At 40.5% G+C, this 19,879-nt stretch carries 16 protein-coding genes, 1 other RNA gene and 2 pseudogenes; 6 read left to right on the forward strand and 13 right to left on the reverse strand.

What is annotated here, in order from left to right:
• Positions 1 to 34: 34 nt before the first annotated feature.
• The 5 genes and pseudogenes from EHW89_RS08170 to EHW89_RS08195 form a co-directional block, all read right to left on the reverse strand.
• A complete protein-coding gene (locus EHW89_RS08170) occupies positions 35 to 1,384 on the reverse strand; it encodes a glucose-6-phosphate isomerase (protein WP_003026484.1) in 1,350 nt (449 codons plus the stop codon).
• A gap of 335 nt (positions 1,385 to 1,719) precedes the next feature.
• Positions 1,720 to 1,818, reverse strand: an RNA gene (gene ffs, locus EHW89_RS08175) — signal recognition particle sRNA small type.
• Positions 1,819 to 1,965: 147 nt separating this feature from the next.
• Positions 1,966 to 2,433 carry a tRNA adenosine(34) deaminase TadA gene (tadA, locus tag EHW89_RS08180; protein WP_126467803.1) on the reverse strand — a complete coding sequence of 156 codons (468 nt, stop codon included), beginning with the start codon at positions 2,431 to 2,433 and terminating at the stop codon, positions 1,966 to 1,968.
• A gap of 11 nt (positions 2,434 to 2,444) precedes the next feature.
• A pseudogene (locus EHW89_RS08185) lies at positions 2,445 to 3,345 on the reverse strand (restriction endonuclease).
• Between the two features lie 254 nt (positions 3,346 to 3,599).
• Positions 3,600 to 4,892 carry an adenylosuccinate synthase gene (locus tag EHW89_RS08195; RefSeq protein WP_003026488.1) on the reverse strand — a complete coding sequence of 431 codons (1,293 nt, stop codon included), beginning with the start codon at positions 4,890 to 4,892 and terminating at the stop codon, positions 3,600 to 3,602.
• A gap of 289 nt (positions 4,893 to 5,181) precedes the next feature.
• Between EHW89_RS08195 and gshAB the strand changes: the two genes are divergently transcribed.
• Positions 5,182 to 7,434 carry a bifunctional glutamate--cysteine ligase GshA/glutathione synthetase GshB gene (gene gshAB, locus EHW89_RS08200; RefSeq protein WP_126467807.1) on the forward strand — a complete coding sequence of 751 codons (2,253 nt, stop codon included), beginning with the start codon at positions 5,182 to 5,184 and terminating at the stop codon, positions 7,432 to 7,434.
• 94 nt (positions 7,435 to 7,528) lie between these two features.
• On the opposite strand, the gene EHW89_RS08205 is transcribed toward gshAB, so the two are convergent.
• The 5 genes and pseudogenes from EHW89_RS08205 to EHW89_RS08225 all read right to left on the reverse strand — a co-directional run bounded on the left by EHW89_RS08205 (position 7,529) and on the right by EHW89_RS08225 (position 11,224).
• Positions 7,529 to 8,086 (reverse strand): GNAT family N-acetyltransferase, encoded by a 558-nt coding sequence (locus EHW89_RS08205; RefSeq protein ID WP_024052334.1) that lies wholly within the window; start codon positions 8,084 to 8,086, stop codon positions 7,529 to 7,531.
• Between the two features lie 122 nt (positions 8,087 to 8,208).
• Positions 8,209 to 9,254: pseudogene (locus EHW89_RS08210) on the reverse strand (zinc-binding dehydrogenase).
• A 204-nt stretch (positions 9,255 to 9,458) separates the two neighbouring features.
• A complete protein-coding gene (locus EHW89_RS08215) occupies positions 9,459 to 9,776 on the reverse strand; it encodes a carboxymuconolactone decarboxylase family protein (RefSeq protein WP_003036518.1) in 318 nt (105 codons plus the stop codon).
• Positions 9,776 to 10,168 carry a stress response transcriptional regulator NmlR gene (gene nmlR / locus EHW89_RS08220; RefSeq protein WP_126467809.1) on the reverse strand — a complete coding sequence of 131 codons (393 nt, stop codon included), beginning with the start codon at positions 10,166 to 10,168 and terminating at the stop codon, positions 9,776 to 9,778. Before nmlR ends, EHW89_RS08215 begins: the two co-directional genes overlap by 1 nt.
• A gap of 15 nt (positions 10,169 to 10,183) precedes the next feature.
• Positions 10,184 to 11,224, reverse strand: a complete 1,041-nt coding sequence (locus EHW89_RS08225) for a zinc-dependent alcohol dehydrogenase family protein (protein ID WP_126467811.1) — start codon at positions 11,222 to 11,224, stop codon at positions 10,184 to 10,186.
• Positions 11,225 to 11,466: 242 nt separating this feature from the next.
• Here EHW89_RS08225 and EHW89_RS08230 point away from each other — a divergent pair, with 242 nt between their 5' ends.
• From EHW89_RS08230 to dusB, 4 genes are all read left to right on the forward strand, one after another.
• Positions 11,467 to 12,285 carry a coiled-coil domain-containing protein gene (locus tag EHW89_RS08230; RefSeq protein ID WP_126467813.1) on the forward strand — a complete coding sequence of 273 codons (819 nt, stop codon included), beginning with the start codon at positions 11,467 to 11,469 and terminating at the stop codon, positions 12,283 to 12,285.
• Positions 12,286 to 12,302: 17 nt separating this feature from the next.
• On the forward strand, positions 12,303 to 13,574 hold the full coding sequence (locus EHW89_RS08235) for a toxic anion resistance protein (RefSeq protein ID WP_126467815.1): 1,272 nt from the start codon (positions 12,303 to 12,305) through the stop codon (positions 13,572 to 13,574).
• Between the two features lie 220 nt (positions 13,575 to 13,794).
• On the forward strand, positions 13,795 to 14,667 hold the full coding sequence (gene hslO / locus EHW89_RS08240) for an Hsp33 family molecular chaperone HslO (RefSeq protein WP_319592679.1): 873 nt from the start codon (positions 13,795 to 13,797) through the stop codon (positions 14,665 to 14,667).
• Complete coding sequence (gene dusB / locus EHW89_RS08245; protein WP_162614551.1) at positions 14,654 to 15,625, forward strand: tRNA dihydrouridine synthase DusB; 972 nt, start codon at positions 14,654 to 14,656, stop codon at positions 15,623 to 15,625. The genes hslO and dusB overlap by 14 nt, the downstream gene beginning before the upstream one ends.
• A 70-nt stretch (positions 15,626 to 15,695) precedes the next feature.
• On the opposite strand, the gene EHW89_RS08250 is transcribed toward dusB, so the two are convergent.
• Genes EHW89_RS08250 through EHW89_RS08260 form a run of 3 tightly spaced genes read right to left on the reverse strand, consistent with a single transcriptional unit; the run spans position 15,696 to position 19,073 of the window.
• On the reverse strand, positions 15,696 to 16,136 hold the full coding sequence (locus EHW89_RS08250) for a GNAT family N-acetyltransferase (protein WP_126467817.1): 441 nt from the start codon (positions 16,134 to 16,136) through the stop codon (positions 15,696 to 15,698).
• Between the two features lie 42 nt (positions 16,137 to 16,178).
• Positions 16,179 to 18,608 carry an ATP-dependent Clp protease ATP-binding subunit gene (locus tag EHW89_RS08255; protein WP_126467819.1) on the reverse strand — a complete coding sequence of 810 codons (2,430 nt, stop codon included), beginning with the start codon at positions 18,606 to 18,608 and terminating at the stop codon, positions 16,179 to 16,181.
• A 3-nt stretch (positions 18,609 to 18,611) separates the two neighbouring features.
• Positions 18,612 to 19,073, reverse strand: a complete 462-nt coding sequence (locus EHW89_RS08260) for a CtsR family transcriptional regulator (RefSeq protein WP_049533054.1) — start codon at positions 19,071 to 19,073, stop codon at positions 18,612 to 18,614.
• Positions 19,074 to 19,332: 259 nt separating this feature from the next.
• On the opposite strand from EHW89_RS08260, the gene EHW89_RS08265 reads away from it, so the two are divergent.
• Positions 19,333 to 19,683 carry a hypothetical protein gene (locus tag EHW89_RS08265; protein WP_106383868.1) on the forward strand — a complete coding sequence of 117 codons (351 nt, stop codon included), beginning with the start codon at positions 19,333 to 19,335 and terminating at the stop codon, positions 19,681 to 19,683.
• Positions 19,684 to 19,879: the final 196 nt, after the last annotated feature.

Raw genomic sequence — 19,879 nt, forward strand, 5'->3', positions numbered from 1 at the left:
ACTCCTTTTCAGAAGTCGTTCCATTGTATACAAATTACAAACGAGCGTTCAATTCTTTGCTCAATTCTTCAAATCCTGGTTTTCCAAGAAGAGCAAACATATTTTTCTTGTAAGCTTCTACACCTGGTTGGTCAAATGGGTTAATAGCATTCAAGTAGCCAGAAATAGCAATAGCCAACTCAAAGAAGTAAATAGTATAGCCAAGAGTAAAGGCATCTTGCTCAGGAAGTGTTACATACATATTTGGCACGTCACCGTCAGTATGAGCCAGAAGTACACCGTCTGTCGCTTTCTTGTTAACAAAGTCAACATCTTTTCCTTGAAGATAGCCAAGTCCGTCTAAGTCTTCTGCCAATTCAGGAATCGTTACGTTTTTGCGTGGTTTGTCCACACGGACAACTGTTTCAAACATAATACGCGCACCTTCTTGGATAAATTGTCCAAGAGAGTGAAGGTCTGTTGAGAAATTAGCAGATGTTGGATAAATACCTTTTTGGTCTTTTCCTTCTGACTCACCAGCTAATTGTTTCCACCATTCTGAGAAGTATTGCAGAGATGGTTCGTAGTTAACCAAAATTTCAGTCGCATAGCCTTTGCGATAAAGGATGTTACGAAGAGCTGCGTACTGATAAGCTTCGTTTTCTGCAATCTTATCTGAAGTGTAGTCCTTACGAGCAGCATTAGCACCTTCCATAAGGGCTTTGATGTCTGCGCCTGATGCTGCAATTGGTAGAAGTCCTACTGCTGTCAATACAGAGAAACGTCCGCCAATGTCATCTGGCACCACAAATGTTTCCCAACCATTGGCATCTGCTTCCACCTTAACTGCACCTTTTTGGCGGTCAGTTGTCGCATAGATACGTTTGTTAGCTTCAGCTTCACCATATTTTTTAATCAAAAGTTCTTTGAAGACGCGGAAAGCAATAGCAGGTTCTGTCGTTGTCCCTGATTTAGAAATCACATTAACTGAGAAATCTTTATCTGAAACGTATTCTACCAAGTCTGCAAGGTAAGTAGATGAAATAGAATTTCCAGCATAAAGGATTTGTGGAGCTTTGCGTTCTTCTTTGGTTTGCAAGTTTGCAAAATGATTGCTCAAGAAATCAATCGCTGCTTTTGCTCCAAGGTATGACCCACCAATCCCAATCACGACCAAAACATCGCTGTCTGATTTGATTTGTTCTGCCGCTTTCAAAATGCGAGCGAATTCTTCTTTGTCATAGTTTTCTGGAAGGTCAAGCCAGCCACGGAAGTCACTTCCTGCACCAGTTCCTTTGCGCAACAGTTCATCTGCCGCAGAAACTTGTGTTTGCATGTAATCTACTTCATGCGGTGCAACAAATTTTCCAAGCACGTTTGAGTAATTAAACTGAATATGTGTCATTATAGTCCTCCAATTTTTCTTCTCTACTATGATACCGCTTTACTACTTTTTTATCAAGCAATTTTCTTGAATAAAACGTTTCCAAATTGTTTTTTTATAATTAACTTTCAAAAATCGCAATCTCATACCAACCTTTAAAGCAATCGTTTGCGTAAATAGCGAAAATTCTGGAAATAATAAGTCCGAAAAAGTTAAAAAAACGCTTTCAATTTTAAGTATGAACAAATTTTATCTAACAGCAAACTATAATCCGCACTCTAGAATAACTATTGAAGAGCATAATTCCCACTCCTGCTAAACTATTTCTATATTTCATTTCGCTTTTTATGTTCGTTTTTGCAAAGCAAAAAAGAGCACACAATTCACACTCGCTTAGGGCTGCTGGATTCCTCCCCTGACCCGCTTCACGCAGAATTGTTGCTCCGATAAGTATTATACCATAAACTCGTTTCTATGCCAATTAAGATTTTCTTTTTCTCAAAAAAGAATAGATATTCAGAGCAAAAAATTGCTAATCTAACAATAATAACATTAACTCTGCTACTATCTGGATAAAACCATAGCCTTCTTAACAAAATGCCTCATTTTTGTCTCCTCTTCCTAAAAAAGTCTTGCATCATCTGAGCACATTCTACTTCCAAAATCCCACTTTCAAGATCAACTCGATGATTGAGTCGTTCATCTGTTAGAATATCGTAGAGGCTACCGGCAGCACCAAATTTTTGATTCTTTGCACCGTAGATAACCTGCGGAATGCGAGCCAAACCAATAGCACCGCTACACATGACACAAGGCTCAATAGTGACAAATAGAGTCGTATCTAGCAAGCGCCAGTTTTTTTCATAAGCGTTGGCTTCTTCAATCGCCATTATTTCTGCGTGCATGACAGCTCGCTGCAGCTCCTCACGCGCATTGTGCCCACGACCGATAATTTCCCCGTTCTTGACAATGACACAACCAATCGGGATTTCATCATGGTCAAGTGCAATTTTTGCTTCTTTCAAAGCCTCCCGCATAAAAAATTCTTTTTCTTCAACTGTATAGTTCATCTTTTAACCATCTAATCCTCTGTATGATAAAAATCTCCTAATTCATAAGTCGTGACTTCTCTGACATGAAGTTTATATTTGGCAACTAGATCCGCAATATCTTCTCCATTAATTAAAGTAATGACTCTAGTTCCTTGACGAGCTGCTTCAATGGCACTTCTTGAAAAATCAGAAGTTGTAATAAAAATACCATATTCTGCATTGTATTTATCCATTGCACCGCGGAATTTATCAATCTCCGGAGAAGGAACATTGTTTTCCCAACGCTTTGCTTGGATAGCTACGCGATTGGTTCTGAAGTCATCTGTACTAGTAATATAGCCAAAACCATCTAAACCACCATCATTAGTATAACTAACCCCAATTTTTTCATCTAGTTTGACACCCATCTCCTTGACTAGACCACGAGCAAAAGTTTCAAATTTTTGTGGTGACATAGATTTTAAAGCCCTTGTCAACTCAACTCTCCAATTTTCTTTTGAGTCATCTAGTGAATGTTTAAGTTCCTTTTCAAAGGATAACTTGAAGAATTGTTTTGACTTCTTCTCATTTTTCCAAAATTGAATGGCTTTCTGTTGAATATCGCTAGCAAAATGCTCATCCAGTTTCACTTTTCTACCTAATTCTGTCAATTCAAAAGTCGATTGCTTGGGTTTAGAAAGATAGCCCGTGGTAAGTAAACTTTTGGCTGAAAAATTAAAAGTGTAATCACTAGGTTTATAAATTTTTCCACTTTTTTAAGACACTTTTTCTTCCTCAAAAAAATTTCTCCTCTATCGTATTTTCTCCCTTTTTAATAGCATCTAGCAACTCTCGTTTGGTTGCATAGCCACCTAGCTTTTTTAAATTCCTGATAATTTCACTTATCATTATTTTTTCCTGCTCTTTATTAGATAAATCTGTAAAGTTCATTATTTATCTCCTTTGCTCTCCATTTATTATATCATGTTATAAACCTGAAAATATAAAAAAAGCCACCTTTCGATGGCTTTCAGGAGATTATTATGAAAAAGTTTAGGATTTCTATCAAATAAAGTTAGGAGGTCTTCATCTGATGATTTTAGTATAACCCAGCTGGCTTAAAATTAACTTAAGAGAGAATCATTATTTAAACTTTTTTATTGCGTCAATAAAAAGCGAGTCGAAACCCGCTTTGTCTGCTTCTATTACAAACTTGACCAAACACTTTCCAAGATATTGGTTTGCTCGCGACCTGGTCCAACAGAGAAAGTGGAAATGCGGACACCGACAAGTTCACTCACACGGCGGACGTAGTTGCGGGCATTTTCTGGCAACTCTTCTAAACTGCGAACACCTGTAATGTCTTCTGACCAACCTGGTAATTCTTCATAGATTGGTTTGCAGCGTTTGAGTTGCTCTAAACTAGCCGGGTAATGGTCAATACGTTCTCCGTCTAGGTCGTAAGCTACACAGATTTTAACCGTATCCAGTCCCGTCAAAACATCAATGGAATTGAGAGAAAGGTTGGTAATCCCAGACACACGGCGACTGTGACGCATAACAACTGAATCAAACCAACCAACACGACGAGGACGCCCTGTAGTCGTTCCATATTCATGCCCGACTTCACGAATGCGGTTGCCTACTTCATCAAACAGTTCTGTCGGGAATGGCCCGTCACCAACACGACTGGTATAGGCTTTACAAACCCCAACAACCTTGTCAATTTTGCTTGGACCCACACCGGAACCAATCGTCACACCACCTGCAACAGGATTAGAAGAGGTAACAAATGGATAAGTGCCCTGGTCAATATCTAGCATAACTCCCTGCGCTCCTTCAAAAAGGACACGTTTACCTTGATCGAGAGCATCGTTCAAGATAACCGACGTATCGGTCACGTATTGTTTAATCTGCTGACCGTATGCGTAGTATTCTTCAAAAATATCGTCAAATTGGATAGCTGTGCTGTCGTAGAGTTTTTCAAAGAGACGATTTTTTTCAGCTAAGTTGCGCTCCAAACGTTCTCTGAAAATATCTTTATCCAACAAATCCGCAATGCGGATTCCCACGCGAGCTGCTTTATCCATATAAGCAGGACCAATTCCCTTAATAGTCGTCCCGATTTTGTGATCACCTTTGGCTTCTTCCTGTAAGCGATCTAACTCGATATGATAAGGAAGGATAACATGGGCTCGATCTGAAATCCGAAGATTATCTGTCGTGACACCCTCCTCGTGCAAATAAGCCAATTCCTTTACAAGAGACTTGGGATTGACTACCATTCCGTTTCCGATAACAGAGATTTTCTCTGGGAAGAAAATACCGGATGGAATCAAGTGCAATTTATACTTTTTACCGTCAATTACAATGGTATGACCGGCATTATCTCCGCCTTGATAACGTGCAATAACTTCGGCATTAGCTGAAAGGAAATCTGTAATCTTTCCTTTTCCTTCATCTCCCCACTGGGTTCCTACAACTACAACTGATGTCATAATTTTGTCTGAGCTAAGCGCTCGTCCTTTCTTGTCTACATGGCAGGAGTTTCACCCGCAATTATGTCTTACACTTTATTATAAGAAAAATTCCTTCTTTTTTCAAGATAAGACTATCGCAGTTGTTTGCAAATGACGAAGTTTGAGTCCCCCTCTTTTGGAAAATTCTTATCCTATCTAAAATAGAATCGTTTTCTTTTAAAAAAGGTTCGGAAAACGTAGTAGAAATTTGTTTTCTGAGCATTTTTATAATAGACTAAAAGTATTAGAAAATAAACAGGTATTTCCCATGAACATCAATCACTTATTCGAAAAATTAGCAACAGATGCACCTATTTTACAAGCTACTTTCGGATTGGAAAGGGAGGGCTTGCGCATCAATCAAGACGGAAAATTAGCTCAAACTCCTCATCCCCAAGCATTTGGCAACCGCAATTTTCACCCGACGATTCAGACCGATTTTAGTGAGCAGCAATTAGAACTCATCACCCCGATTGCAACTTCTACAAAAGAAGCAAGGCGTTTTCTCACTGCTATTACCGATGTAGCTGGACGCACCATTCCCAAAAACGAAGTGATTTGGCCACTCTCTATGCCCCCAAAATTATCGCCAGCAGAAATTCAAATCGCTCATTTAGAAAACGATTTTGAGCGCTATTATCGAGAGGGGTTGGCGAAAAAATATGGAAAAACGCTACAAGCCATCTCAGGCATTCACTACAATGTGGAATTAGGAACAGACTTGATTCAAGTCCTTTTCAAGGTCAGTGATTACCCAAATATTCGGCTTTTTAAAAATGACCTCTATCTCAAATTGGCTCGAAACTTTTTACGGTTCCGCTGGTTTCTGACCTATTTATACGGGGCAGCACCAATTGCTGAAGAAGGGTTTTTGACGAGAAAGATTTCTCAGCCTGTACGCTCTATCCGCAACAGTGATTTAGGATATGTAAACGATAAAAAGATTCACATTTCCTATGCTTCACTAGAGTCTTATGTAAGCGATATAGAGAAATACGTAGCACAAGGCGATTTAATTGCCGAGAAAGAATGCTACACACCCGTCCGCTTCCGTGGGCAAAAAGAAAATCGGCATTACCTAGAAAAAGGAATTACCTATTTGGAATTCCGCTGTTTTGACCTCAATCCTTTTGAAGTGCTAGGAATCAGCCAAGAGACCATGGACACGGTTCATCTCTTTTTGCTTGCCTTGCTCTGGCTAGATGATATAGCATACCCTGATGAGATCCTAGAGCAAGCTCATGCTCTAAATGAAAAAATAGCTCTCAGCCACCCTCTGACTCCTTTGCCTGTTGAAGCTGACAGCGATTTGCTCCTTGAAGCTATGCAAGCTGTCATTCACCAATTCGGATTAAGCTCCTATTATCAAGACCTGTTTCATCATGTAAAAACTGCAGTTGCGGACCCCAGTCTGACCCTTTCCGCTCAGCTCTTGCCTTATCTTCGAAACCAGTCTTTAGAAGCCTTTGGTTTAGAAAAAGCCAAAGAATACCACAACTACGCTTGGCATGCACATTATGCGCTAAAAGGCTATGAAAATATGGAACTCTCCACTCAAATGCTCCTCTTTGACGCTATTCAAAAAGGGGTGCAAGTAGAAATCTTGGACGAAAGTGACCAGTTTTTAAAGCTTCAACATAAAGATCATATCGAGTATGTCAAAAATGGCAATATGACCTCAAAGGACAACTATATCGTGCCTCTTGCGATGGCAAATAAGACAGTAACTAAGAAAATTTTATCTGCTGCTGGCTTTCCTGTTCCTGCTGGAGCCGAATTTTCCACTCTGGAAGAAGGAATAGCTTACTATCCCTTTATCAAAAATAAGCCGATTGTTGTCAAACCCAAATCCACCAATTTCGGGTTAGGAATTTCTATTTTTCAAGCACCTGCCAATCGAGACAGTTACCAAAAAGCATTGGAGATTGCCTTTTCAGAGGACAGCTCTATCCTTGTTGAGGAATTTATCGCAGGAACCGAATACCGTTTCTTTGTCCTAGACGGAAAATGTGAGGCAGTGCTTCTGCGCTTAGCAGCCAACGTTATAGGAGACGGTCAGCATACTATTCGAGAATTGGTAGCTTTTAAAAATACCAATCCCCTACGAGGTCGCGACCATCGCTCTCCACTGGAAATGATTGATCTTGGGGAGATTGAGCTACTCATGCTAGCCCAGCAAGGTTATAAAGCAGATGATGTCCTACCGCAAGGAATTCAAGTTTTTCTTCGCCGTAATTCTAATATTTCTACTGGTGGAGACTCAGTAGATGTGACTGAAACCATGCACACCTCCTATAAGGAACTAGCAGCAGAAATGGCAGCTGCTATGGGAGCTTGGGTCTGTGGCGTGGATTTAATTATCCCGAATAGCACACTTCCAGCCAGCAAAAACAATCCTAACTGTACCTGCATTGAGCTCAATTTCAATCCTTCTATGTATATGCACACTTATTGTGCAGAAGGTCCCGGTCAAAGCATTACACCTAAAATATTGGCTAAACTCTTCCCAGAAATCCATTAAACTTCATTACATAAAAAAACGAGCAAAATAAACAGCTCGTTTTTTTATGTATAACTTTCAATGAAAAATAGAAATATCTGCTAGAATTTCTCAGCTACTCCCAGTCTCTTCCATGACCATGCTTGATTTCAAATTCAAAATAACCGTCTTCTTGGATTTTTTTGAAAATATCACGGTAGGCTTCTTCATCAAAAAACGGTCCTTTATAAAGAATTTCAAAGCTTAAACCGTCGTATTCTAAGTAGGCATGCGAAGAGCGAAAGCCGTTTCGCTGGTAGAAATCCATACGAGCTTTTCGCTGTTCCAGATTATCACAAGGCTCGTCAAGGCGTTCTACCTCTAAAACCATGGTTCTTTGATAAAAATCCACCAACTTATCAATAATTTTGCCACCATAACCGTGGCTGCGTAAATGAGGCATGATCGCAAAAAAGCTAACATAAAAGGCTTTGTCATTGTAGACTGAAAAGGCAAAACCGACAAATTCATTCTCATCATAAAAGGCAAAGAAATGAGAAAATTCTCCATCTCCATAGCGTAGCAGCTCTGATAGCGGTGCACGCTCCTCCTCAGGAAAGGCTTCTATATTCAATTGCTCTACTTTTTCTAAATCTGGAAATTCAGCTGTAATAATCTGACTGGTTAAAGACATGACTTTCTCCCTTTTTAACTGCTTTTCTTTTATTTTATCAAAAATGAAGGTATTTGAGAACTATTGGACTAACATTCCCAATCATAAAAGAGGTCGGATTCTACCAACCTCTTTCGGAATTCTTAATTCATCACAATCATGGCTTTAATCGTTTTTCTGTCAGCCATGTCTTTGTAGGCTTGGTCAATGTCTTCCAATTTGTAAGATTGAGTGAAAACTTTACCAGGATTGATTCGACCATCTAGAACTGCTTTTAGCAAGATTTCTTTGTCATAAGTTGTACAAGAAGCCGGTCCGCCAGCCATTGCCAAGTTGACCATCCAGTGGTCACCGATATTGATGTCTCCTGTATGAGGCACACCGACGCGTCCAACAACAGCACCTGGGCGAGAAATTCCAATCGCGGTCTCAGTTGATAAATGCGTTCCGACACATTCCAAAATAGCATCGCAGCCAGCACCGTTGGTTAATTCTTTGACCTTAGCAATCCCTTCTTCACCACGTTCTGCAACAATATCTGTTGCACCGAATTCAAGAGCTAATTTCTGACGATCTTCATGACGGCTCATGATGATAATGCGTTTTGCACCACGTAATTTTGCAGCAATAACAGCACAAAGTCCAACAGCTTCGTCACCAACAATAGCAACTGTATCACCTGTTTTCACATGTGCTACACGCGCAGCGTGGTAACCTGTTGGCATCACATCCGCAAGCGCCATGAAGTTGGCAATCATGCCTTCCGTATAATCACTTGGTTGTTCCGGAATCTTAATCAATGACCAATTTGCATATTGATAACGAACATATTCTGCTTGGTAGCCAGCAGAGAAGTTTTCACTCATTGCATGTCCTTGACAATCCCCTTCAAATCCAGCTTCACAAGCCGCACAATGCCCACAGCCATGAATGAATGGCGCAATGACAAAATTTCCTTTTTTAAAAGTCGTAATGTCTTCGCCTGCTTCTTCTACGATACCGATTACTTCGTGCCCAGAGTTCATGGAGCCTTCTTCTTTAGCATCATCCCCCGATAATTCCACAAATCCGAACCACAGACACAGGTGCGAACCACTCGCAAAATCACATCATCTTTTTCCATAATCTTTGGCATATCTACTTCTTTGACAGCTACTTGACCAGGCTTCATAAAGACAGTTGTTCTCATTTTATTTCTCCGTTTCCTTATTAAAATAGAAGAATTATATATCGCTTTACATCAATCACAATACATAATACTTGTAAATGCAATTCACATTAACATTATTTCAGTAATCACAGGTTGTGCTTGTATAAATGGGTAGATAATTCTCAAAAACAGTATACTACTTGGAGTTCACTATAAGCCAAGAGGTTCTATTTTTCACATATTTTATTTCCAAATCTCTTTTGCACGGTTAAATGCAGACCAAGCCTTAGGCCAACCCATATAAAAGGCTGCATGGGTAATGATTTCGGCTATTTCTTCCTTGGTTACCCCATTTGACTTGGCGAAAGCTAGATGATGTTCCAACTGCTCGAAATTGCCAGCAGTCATCAGAACCGATACTGTCACAATGGAACGAAGTTTAGGCGACAGCTCTTCCTCTCTTGACCAAACTTGTCCAAAGAGGACATCATCATTTAACTCTGCAAATTTAGGAGCAAATTCTCCTAGATTGTCGCGACCCGCTGTTTGTTTTTTTGCCATTATTCGTCTCCTTTTTCTTCAAAAAGCTCTTTTTCTATAGGAACAATCTTCTTTTTATAATTTTCAATTTTGTAATTCAAACGATATAAGGTTTGCTGTAGCTGATTGACACGCTCTTCCAATTTTTCTTTCTCATCTTGTAAAATAGCCAAGCGAGCTGAAATACTAACCTCTCCTTTATCTAGCAAACCAATATAATCAATCAAACTTTCTACGGACATTCCAGCCTTTTTAAAGCAACGGACAAATTCCAAAATATCAATATCATGCTGGCTAAAATCCCGAATGCCTGCTTGATTTCGTGGAACAGGAGGAATGAAACCGATCCGCTCATAATACCGAATCGTATCAGCCGTTATCCCTGTCAATTCACTCACTTTCTTAATATTCATTCAAGACCTCTTTTGTTATTGTCCGATGATAACCAACGACTTAATTGCTTCACGCTTGTCCATTGCTTCATAGGCTTCTTGAATCGTATCCAAAGTAAAGCGTTTGGTAAAGACTTTCCCCGGTTCAATGCGACCTTTTAAAACGGCATCTAGCAAAACTTCTTTGTCATAAGTCGTAACAGACGCAATTCCTCCGCGCAGCCCAATATTCTTCCAGAAAAGATTATTGGTGTTCATTTCTGCTTTTTGCGGTACTCCGACACGACCAACAACCGAACCTGGACGAGCAATTTTAGTAGCCGTATCCACAGATTGTTCTGTTCCAACACATTCTAAGACGGCATCTGCGCCTACTCCATCGGTCAATTGAAGGACTTTCTCAACAGCTTCATCACCCCGCTCTGCAACAATATCAGTCGCACCAAATTCACGTGCTAGTGCCTGGCGATCTGCATGGCGGCTCATCGCAATAATCCGTTTAGCCCCTAATAGCTTGGCAGCAATGACACCGCACAAACCAACGGCTCCGTCTCCCATAACAACGACTATATCTCCTGCCTTTACTTCAGCTGTCTTTGCCGCATGATAACCCGTCGCCATTACATCAGCCAAAGTCAAGAGTGAATTCAACATATCATCAGAATAATCCTCTGGCTGTCCTGGAATTTTAACCAAAGCCCAATTGGCATTTGTAAAGCGAAGGTACTCCCCTTGGTAGCCAGCATTTCCTCCACCTTCCATATTTAAGCAATTACCATCAAAGCCGGCACGACAAGCCGCACAATGCCCGCAGCCATGAGTAAAGGGTGCAACGACAAAATCACCTGCTTTTATATCCGTCACAGCTGATCCAACTTCTTCTACCACACCAATCGCTTCGTGACCCGCTAATGTGTTTGGCTCACGCTTAGAAATACCACGGAACCACCACAAGTCAGAACCACATACACATGCTCTGACAATTCGGATAATCGCATCCGTTTCCTTTTCCAACTGCGGACGCGCAACCTCTCTTACCTCCATTTTTCCTGGTTCTACAAAAACTGCCGCTTTCATCTTATTGCTCCTTTCTCTATTAAAAAGATGATGCTCCACATTCATTAAAAAGATAAAATATTTACACTTTTATTATATACCTTGGAGTGCACTCTAAGTCAAGATATTTTTGAAAAATCTGAGCAGTCCATGATTATTTTCAGCCAAACTTTTTATTAAAAATATCGTTCAGTTCCGTCTTTGATGCTTTTTTATGCTAAAATAGACTTAGAAATTTCAGAAGAAACGGGATTAGATAATTTATGTCCAGAAGAGATTATAGAAATGTACGTTCTAGAAGATGGATTGGTATACTACTTATTTTTATCGCAGTCGGTATTATTATGCAGTACCTCATCCCGATCCTCTTTGCTGTCGGTATAGGCTACGGAATTTACTACTATGCAACCCATCAGCCGAAAAAAATCACAGGACCTAGCGCCAGTCAGCAAATTGAAGATTTGAAAGAGGAAATCGGTGCCGCAGATAGCCGAATCAAACAATTAGATGCTTATCTAGAAGAAAAGGCTTATGAAAAATACCAACAGTTAGCTGAACAGCTCTTGCCTCAATTAAGCTATATCCAAGGTCGGACTGATACCTTGAGAAAACATATCTCACCTGAGATTTACCAGCGGATTCAACGGAAAGTGCAAGACGTAACAGCAGATATTCATGCTCAACTTTACAACCTCCGCACGCAAGATGCTGAGAGTACAAAGTCAAACCTTGAAGAATTAGCACCAGAATTGCTCGAAACCATTCACAATATCCAAACCGACCATGAAGCTATTCTCAAGAAAATTTCTCAGTCAGAAAGCAACAACAAGGAAGAATTAACTGCGATCCATCAGTCTCAAATGGAGCATTATGAGGATATTTTAGAAGGCTACCTAAAAATCAAGGCTTCCCCGAAAGATTTTTACAATGCCAAGGAACGGCTCTCCAGTGCCAAAGCGGCTATTGAGCAGTTTGATTTAGACTTGGATGAAACACTCCGTCAGCTCAACGAAGCTGACCTGCGAGACTTTGATATCAGCTTGCGGATTTTAACTAAAAAAGAGACGAACACAGAACTATAACATCAAAAGGAGACCTTATGAGCCAAGAATTTAACTTCGACATTGACAAAATCGCTAACAATGCCATTACGAAAACGGATAAAACCACCGAAATCATTGAATCAACCAGAACTCAAGCAAATGGGCAGTTAACTTTTTTGGAGAAATTAACTCCTGAACAACAAAATGCTATCATAGCAAAAGCCCCTCAGTTGGTAGATAACTTTATTTCCGACCAAAATGCTCTTTTAGATTTTGGACAAGCCGCGGTCGAAGATGTTAATAACACTGTCAACCGTATTTTAGCCGAACAAAAGAAACTTCAAATCCCACAAGTAGATGAATTGCTAAAAAACACTAATAAAGAGTTAAATGGTTTTGTTGCTAAGTACAAGGATGCTCAAATTGCAGAACTAGATAAAAAGCCAAATTTCTTAGAAAAACTCTTTAAACAAAGTAAGAATACCTTGCAAGAGTTCTATTTTGATTCACAAAATATCGAGCAAAAAATGGACGGAATGGCTGCTACTGTCGTCAAGCAAGAAGATGTACTCGCACGCAATATCGTTTCTGCTGAGATGTTGATTGAAGATAATACCAAATCCATTGAAAACCTAGTCGGTGTCATTTCCTTTATCGAAGCCAGTCAAAGAGAAGCCGGTGCGCGTGCCTTGACTCTTCAAAATGAAGTGGCACAATTAGATACTGCCACTCTAGATTACCAAACCAAATCACAAGAATTGGCTCGCTTGACTGAAGTTGTCAATACATTGGAACAGCAACACACTGAATACATCAGCCGTCTATATGTTGCTTGGGCCACTACCCCGCAAATGAGTAATCTCGTGAAGGTATCTTCTGATATGCGCCAAAAGCTCGGCATGCTTCGTCGCAATACCATTCCAACCATGAAGCTCTCTATTGCTCAACTAGGCATTTTGCAACAATCAATGAAATCTGGTCAGGTAGCGGACGCCATTTCTAATGCCAACAATGCAGCGCTTCAAATGCTGGCTGAAACCAGCAAAGAAGTCATTCCACAAATGGAGAGAATCTCGCAAAATCCAACAATTGCTGTCGAATCTGTTACTAAGTTGGCTGAAAGCTTAGTTGCTCAAAACCAAGGTATTATCGAAGCCATTGACAAAGGACGGGAAAAACGCGCTCTCCTTGAAGCGACTGTGATCCAATCCGCTGAAACCATTAACGACTCTGTTAAACTACGCGACCAAAAGATTATCCAGGCTTTGCTAGACCAGGGAAAAGAAACTCAAAAAGAAGTGGATGAACGGACTACAAACGAAAACTAATGGACTGGAACAAGAGTTTAGGACAAAAGTTTCCTAAATTCTTATAATATACTATTTTTTCACCGAAACGAAATAGGTGCTTGGTTGTTGTCATTCCTTGCTATGCAAAGAATGACAACAACCTCGTCAACTATGCGGGGTGGGACAACAAAATCAATTTCTTACGAAATACCGATTTTTGTCCCGCTCCCTTTTCTTTTTTTATGTTACAATAAAAGGTATGGACAAGATTATTAAAACTATTTCAGAAAACGGAGCTTTCCGAGCTTATGTACTAGACAGTACTGAAACCGTTCGGACAGCTCAAGAAAAACATCATACTCAGGCCAGCTCAACTGTAGCACTAGGTCGCACGCTCATTGCCAGTCAAATTCTTGCAGCAAACGAAAAAGGAGATACAAAAATCACCGTCAAAGTGCTGGGAACAAGCTCTCTCGGTGCTATTATCACCGTTGCAGATACAAAAGGTACGGTCAAAGGTTATGTGCAAAATCCCGGCGTAGACATTAAAAAAACCGCGACTGGCGAAGTGCTGGTCGGACCATTCGTTGGAAATGGCGAATTCCTCGTCATTACAGACTATGGAACTGGAAATCCTTATCATTCTATGACACCACTTGTATCTGGTGAGATTGGCGAAGATTTGGCATTCTATCTAACAGAAAGCCAGCAAACTCCGTCAGCTGTCGGGTTAAATGTTCTACTAGATGCCAATGACAAGGTCAAGGTTGCTGGTGGTTTCCTCTTGCAAGTCCTTCCTGGTGCCAAAGAAGAAGAAATCGCTCGCTTTGAAAAGCGAATCCAAGAAATGCCTGCTATTTCAACACTTTTAGAATCCGAAAACCATATTGAAGCCTTGCTTTCAGCTATCTACGGCAACGAACCTTACAAACGATTGTCAGAAGAAGAACTTCGCTTCCAATGCGATTGCAGCAAAGAGCGGTTTTTAAATGCCCTCTCAAGTCTACCTAAGTCAGATCTTGGAGAAATGCGAGATGAAGACCACGGTGCTGAAATCACTTGCCAATTCTGCCAAAGTACATATCATTTTGACGAAAAAGACTTGGAGGAACTCATTCGTGACAAATCTTAACACCCCTTTTCTGATTGGCGATGTAAAAATTCCCAATCGAACGGTTCTCGCTCCTATGGCAGGAGTGACCAATTCAGCTTTTCGGACAATTGCAAAAGAGCTTGGCGCAGGACTTGTCGTCATGGAAATGGTTTCAGACAAGGGCATTCAATACAACAACGAAAAAACACTCCACATGCTGCATATTGACGAAGAAGAACATCCCGTTTCCATTCAGTTGTTTGGCAGTGACGAAGATAGTTTGGCGCGCGCAGCCGAATTTATCCAAGAAAATACCCAAACAGATATTGTGGACATCAATATGGGCTGTCCCGTCAATAAAATTGTTAAAAACGAAGCTGGGGCAAAATGGCTCAAAGATCCAGAAAAAATCTATTCTATTATCAATAAAGTTCGTTCTGTTCTAGATATTCCGTTAACCGTGAAAATGCGTACTGGTTGGGCAGATGCCTCACTAGCTGTGGAAAATGCTCTTGCAGCTGAAGCTGCTGGTGCGGCAGCGCTGGCTATGCATGGACGTACACGCGAGCAGATGTATACTGGTCACGCTGATCTTGAAACCCTCCACAATGTTGCGCAAGCCTTAACCAAGATTCCTTTTATTGCCAATGGCGATATTCGTACTGTCCAAGATGCTCAACAGCGTATAGAAGAAGTGGGGGCAGATGCTGTCATGATTGGGCGCGCTGCTATGGGCAATCCGTATCTTTTTCATCAGATTAACCACTATTTTGAAACAGGAGAAATCCTGCCTGATCTCAGCTTTGAGGATAAAATGCAAGTCGCTTACGATCATTTGAAACGTCTAATTGACCTCAAGGGCGAGCATATCGCCATTAGAGAATTTCGTGGCTTAGCACCTCATTACCTCCGCGGAACAGCTGGTGCTGCCAAACTCCGCAGCGCTATTTCCCAAGCCAACAGTCTTGCAGAAATTGAAGAATTGCTACAAGTTTAAACATTAAAAAAACACCAATCATCTGGGAAATTATTCCTAAATGGTTGATGTTTTTTATTAGTCATTTCTACTAGGTATCCAGCCGAACCATTTCAGTCCTTGCTTGATTGCGGTAAATGAGATCTTCTCGAACAGAGAATCCTAATTTCTCCCAAAATTGATTTCCTTCTGTGTTTCTTTTGAAAACAACCAAGGCAACCTTATGAATTTTTAAATCATCTAGGACGGTTAAAACTATCTCAACCATCTGTCTTGCAATCCCTCTCCTGCGATAGTTCGGATGAACAGCTGTATGGTAGATATAGGCTCTTCGTCCGTCCGAACCAACTAAAATCACTCCGATAATCGTTTGATTTTCTACTGCCACCAGACAAGTTTGAGGATTTCTCTGCAAAAACCGAGCAATTCCCTCTTTTGAATCATCTAAATCATTCAATCCCATGCCTGCACACGACGACCACAGTTGATAAACCTGATCATAATCCGCTTCTATCATTTCACGAATGTTCATCTTTTAAGTCCTTATCTATCCCTGAACGTTTCAAGGAAAAACTCATAGCACTTCAAACTTCAGCTGCCCAGCTTTGACACCGACTTTCAAGCTTTGTCCCGTTTTTAGCTCACCTGCTAAAAGTAATTCGGATAAATGGTCTTCCACCCGAGTTTGTAGAATTCGACGCAATGGCCTTGCTCCCATTTCAGGGTCATAACCTTCTTTAGCCAGAAGTTTCAAAGCACTAGGTTGGAATTTAAGCTCAATTCCTTTTTCAGCAAGACTGACAATGAGTGGTTTCACCATAATTTTTACCACTTCCTGCATATCTTCGCTAGTCAGACTATGGAAAACAACCTTTTCATCAATCCGGTTGATAAATTCCGGACGATAACTTTTCTTGAGCTCTTCCATCATCCGTTTTTCCATGCTTTCATGATCAAAGCGGGCATCACGCGCTCCAAAACCAACCGTCTTATCATCCCGCAAACTTGTCGCACCAAGATTGCTGGTCATAATGATAATGGTATTGGAAAAATCCACCTTGCGTCCCTTACTGTCGGTCAGCACCCCGTCATCTAAGACTTGGAGAAGCACATTGAAAATATCAGGGTGAGCTTTTTCCACCTCGTCAAAGAGGAGAACAGAGTAAGGACGATTGCGAACTTTTTCAGTCAATTCGCCCCCTTCTTCATAACCAACATAACCTGGAGGCGCTCCATTAAGGCGACTGGCAGCAAATTTTTCCATGTATTCACTCATATCAAAACGAATGAGTGCTGTTTCATCATCAAAGAGAACTTCCGCCAAAGCCTTAGCCAGTTCGGTCTTTCCGACCCCGGTTGGACCCAAGAACATAAAGGAACCGATGGGACGTTTGCTGGTGCGGATGCCGGATTGATTGCGCCGAATCGCTCGACTGATAGCAGAAATTGCTTCATTTTGCCCAATGACCCGTTTGTGCAACTCCTTTTCTAAATGGAGGTATTTCTTCGCATCTGTTTGCGTTAACTTTTGCACAGGAATTCCCGATAAACCGCTGAGTGTTACCAAAATATCCTCATCTTTAACCTTTAGTTTGTAGACAATTGGCTGGCTTTCTTTCTCCAACAAAGTGCCAACCTTTTTCCAATCGCCTGCCATTAAAGCCTCGTCTGCTGCACTCAATTCTGCTTTTACATGATTTTGCGGACCTTTATTTTGTACCGTTGCAGCAGCTTCATCTAGCAAATCAATCGCCGAGTCAGGAAGATGTTTGCTTGTTAGATAACGATGAGCATACTTAACAGCCGTCTCAATCGCTGAATCTGTAATCACCACCTTGTGGTGTTCTTCATAGCTTTTCTTGAGCCCCTGTAAAATCGCAATACTATCAGCTACCGTAGGCTCTTCAATAGTAACCTTGGCAAATCGCCGTGAAAGAGCCGCATCTTTTTCAATATATTTCTGGTACTCTTCTTGTGTCGTTGCGCCGACCGTTCTAAGTGTTCCTCTAGCCAAAGCTGGCTTGAGAATGTTCGCTGCATCTAATGTCGAATCAATCCCACTGCCAGAACCCATAATAGTATGAAGCTCATCAATAAAGAGAATCACATGCCCGTCTGCTTCAATATCATTGATAATATTGTTCATCCGCTCTTCAAAATCACCGCGAAAACGAGTCCCAGCTACCACATTCATCAAATCCAGCTCCAGAACTCTCATCTTTGCAAGCTCATTTGGAACCTGACCAGCAGCCACACGCTGCGCCAAACCAAGGGCCAGTGCTGTTTTCCCAACTCCTGCATCTCCAACCAACACTGGATTATTTTTCGTCTTGCGACTTAAAATCTGAAGCATACGAGAAATCTCTTTATCACGTCCGACAACCGGTTCTAAAAGACCAGCACGAGCCATTTCGGTTAAATCACGGGTATAATCTTCTAGTCCGCCACTGGTAGAAGGAGGCATCCCCATCATATTGGCCATCGTTTGTTTCGCTGCAGCAGTATTTTTATTTAAATGGCGAATAGCCTTTATATCTTCTTTACCCCAGCTAGCCTTATGCTCTAAGTTTTTCCGAAGATCAGTCATGCGCAAAACGCCTTCTTTATCCTCATAGCTAAATCCTGTAAATTCAAGGAGACGTGCCGCCAAACTTCCTCGGTCAAATAGCATAGCTAACAACACATGCTCTGTCCCAAGATTCTTAGCATGCACAGCCTCTGCAATTCGCTCAGCTGTTAAAAACAACACTTTCATACGATGAGAAAATGGCCAAATGGTAAAGCTTCCTTCTTGTTGATAAATCTTTCCTGTGATATGAAAGGCTGCTTTCTCAAAATCATCAATTTCAAGCGGATAATCATTTAAAACAGAACCCGCAACACTATAAGGATTATTCGCCATGGCAATCAACAAATGCCAAGACTCTAAATAATCTGTTTCAAAATGGCTTGCTAGCAGCTGCGCCGACTCAATACTTTCTGTCAAAGCTTTTGAATATTTCATATATTAATTTTTCCCTTTTCTATCAACTTGTTGTAAAATTTTCTTTAACATCCGCGCACGAATCTGTGCAGCATTTACTCCCAATACCCTGTCTGTTGTCGTCGCTAAAAGAAGATTCCCTTCTCTTTCCGTCATGATTTTTTCATCAAACAATAGCTGAATGATATCTGTAAAGACCTGTTGACTAATCTGCTCGCCAACGCTATGCAGCAAATCACAAAGCAGCTCATGATGATTGGAAAACTCAATCCGACCAATCCGAATGTAGCCGCCTCCACCACGCTTGCTTTCAACAACATAGCCACGACTTTCCGTAAAACGTGTCTTGATAACATAATTTATCTGACTTGGAACAACCTGAAAAACATCCGCAATTTCACTGCGCTTCAACTCTGCAATCCCAGCTTGAGCTAAAAGCGCTTTGATATATTCCTCAATACTGTCTGACGTATTCTTATGGCTCATGACAACCCTTTCTTCCAGTTCTTTCTTTTGCTCCATAAATGAGCAACTGACATTGACTATCTTTGACTAATATTATACCGAAAATCTCTTATTTTTGAAAGAAAAAGACCTAAATGAAAAACTGAAAAGTCTGATTATTCAAGCAAGTGAAAAAGCTTATAGAATAGGAATAATTCGAGTGTAAACGCTTGCCTTTTAATTTTAAAGCGTTATAATATAGATGAAAATTTGACGATAATAATAAAAGGAGGCCAAATGAATGAAAATGGATTGGTTCAAATATACACGTCATGTACTGGTTTGGTTGGTTTCAACTTTATTCTTTTTTACAATTATTTCTGCTGACTATGTAGATGTTCAAGTCGCCACATTAGTCGCTTGTTTATTTGCCCCGTTTTTATTTGAACCGTCTTCAATAAAACCCAAAACAAAATGGACAATTGATTTAGCCATCGTTGTTACCAGTATTTTTGCTATTCTTTTTACACAAACTTATCGAATTGCTTTCACCTACTCCGAAATTACCTATCTACTAATTTCTTTAATCGTTTTAATCTTTGTAGACTCTGTGATTTCTCACAAGGGATTCACGAAAAAAATTGTAAAATAATCGCAGACACTATTAGAAAAGGCTAGAGAGTTATATCAGCTCTCTAACCTTTTTATTTATGATTTAAACACTAACTATTGATTGCCTTAGTTTTGTCCAAGAGCAGCAGCCATAGTTGCAGCTACTTCTGATTCAAAATCATTGGCAGCTTTTTCAATACCGTCACCTACTTCAATTGACAAAGAACCCTTAAAAG

The sequence above is a fragment of the Streptococcus periodonticum genome, from assembly GCF_003963555.1.
Lineage (GTDB): Bacteria > Bacillota > Bacilli > Lactobacillales > Streptococcaceae > Streptococcus > Streptococcus anginosus.

Bases quoted from the DNA above. Each gene is read 5' to 3' on its own strand.
- EHW89_RS08215 (WP_003036518.1), bottom strand. From the start codon at position 9,776: ATGGCAAAAAAACAAACAGCGGGTCGCGACAATCTAGGAGAATTTGCT.
- EHW89_RS08230 (WP_126467813.1), top strand. From the start codon at position 11,467: ATGTCCAGAAGAGATTATAGAAATGTACGTTCTAGAAGATGGATTGGT.
- EHW89_RS08205 (WP_024052334.1), bottom strand. From the start codon at position 8,086: ATGTCTTTAACCAGTCAGATTATTACAGCTGAATTTCCAGATTTAGAA.
- EHW89_RS08260 (WP_049533054.1), bottom strand. From the start codon at position 19,073: ATGAGCCATAAGAATACGTCAGACAGTATTGAGGAATATATCAAAGCG.
- nmlR (WP_126467809.1), bottom strand. From the start codon at position 10,168: ATGAATATTAAGAAAGTGAGTGAATTGACAGGGATAACGGCTGATACG.
- gshAB (WP_126467807.1), top strand. From the start codon at position 5,182: ATGAACATCAATCACTTATTCGAAAAATTAGCAACAGATGCACCTATT.
- EHW89_RS08250 (WP_126467817.1), bottom strand. From the start codon at position 16,136: ATGAACATTCGTGAAATGATAGAAGCGGATTATGATCAGGTTTATCAA.
- tadA (WP_126467803.1), bottom strand. From the start codon at position 2,433: ATGAACTATACAGTTGAAGAAAAAGAATTTTTTATGCGGGAGGCTTTG.
- EHW89_RS08225 (WP_126467811.1), bottom strand. From the start codon at position 11,224: ATGAAAGCGGCAGTTTTTGTAGAACCAGGAAAAATGGAGGTAAGAGAG.
- EHW89_RS08255 (WP_126467819.1), bottom strand. From the start codon at position 18,608: ATGAAATATTCAAAAGCTTTGACAGAAAGTATTGAGTCGGCGCAGCTG.
- EHW89_RS08170 (WP_003026484.1), bottom strand. From the start codon at position 1,384: ATGACACATATTCAGTTTAATTACTCAAACGTGCTTGGAAAATTTGTT.
- EHW89_RS08195 (WP_003026488.1), bottom strand. From the start codon at position 4,892: ATGACATCAGTTGTAGTTGTAGGAACCCAGTGGGGAGATGAAGGAAAA.
- hslO (WP_319592679.1), top strand. From the start codon at position 13,795: ATGGACAAGATTATTAAAACTATTTCAGAAAACGGAGCTTTCCGAGCT.
- EHW89_RS08235 (WP_126467815.1), top strand. From the start codon at position 12,303: ATGAGCCAAGAATTTAACTTCGACATTGACAAAATCGCTAACAATGCC.
- EHW89_RS08265 (WP_106383868.1), top strand. From the start codon at position 19,333: ATGAAAATGGATTGGTTCAAATATACACGTCATGTACTGGTTTGGTTG.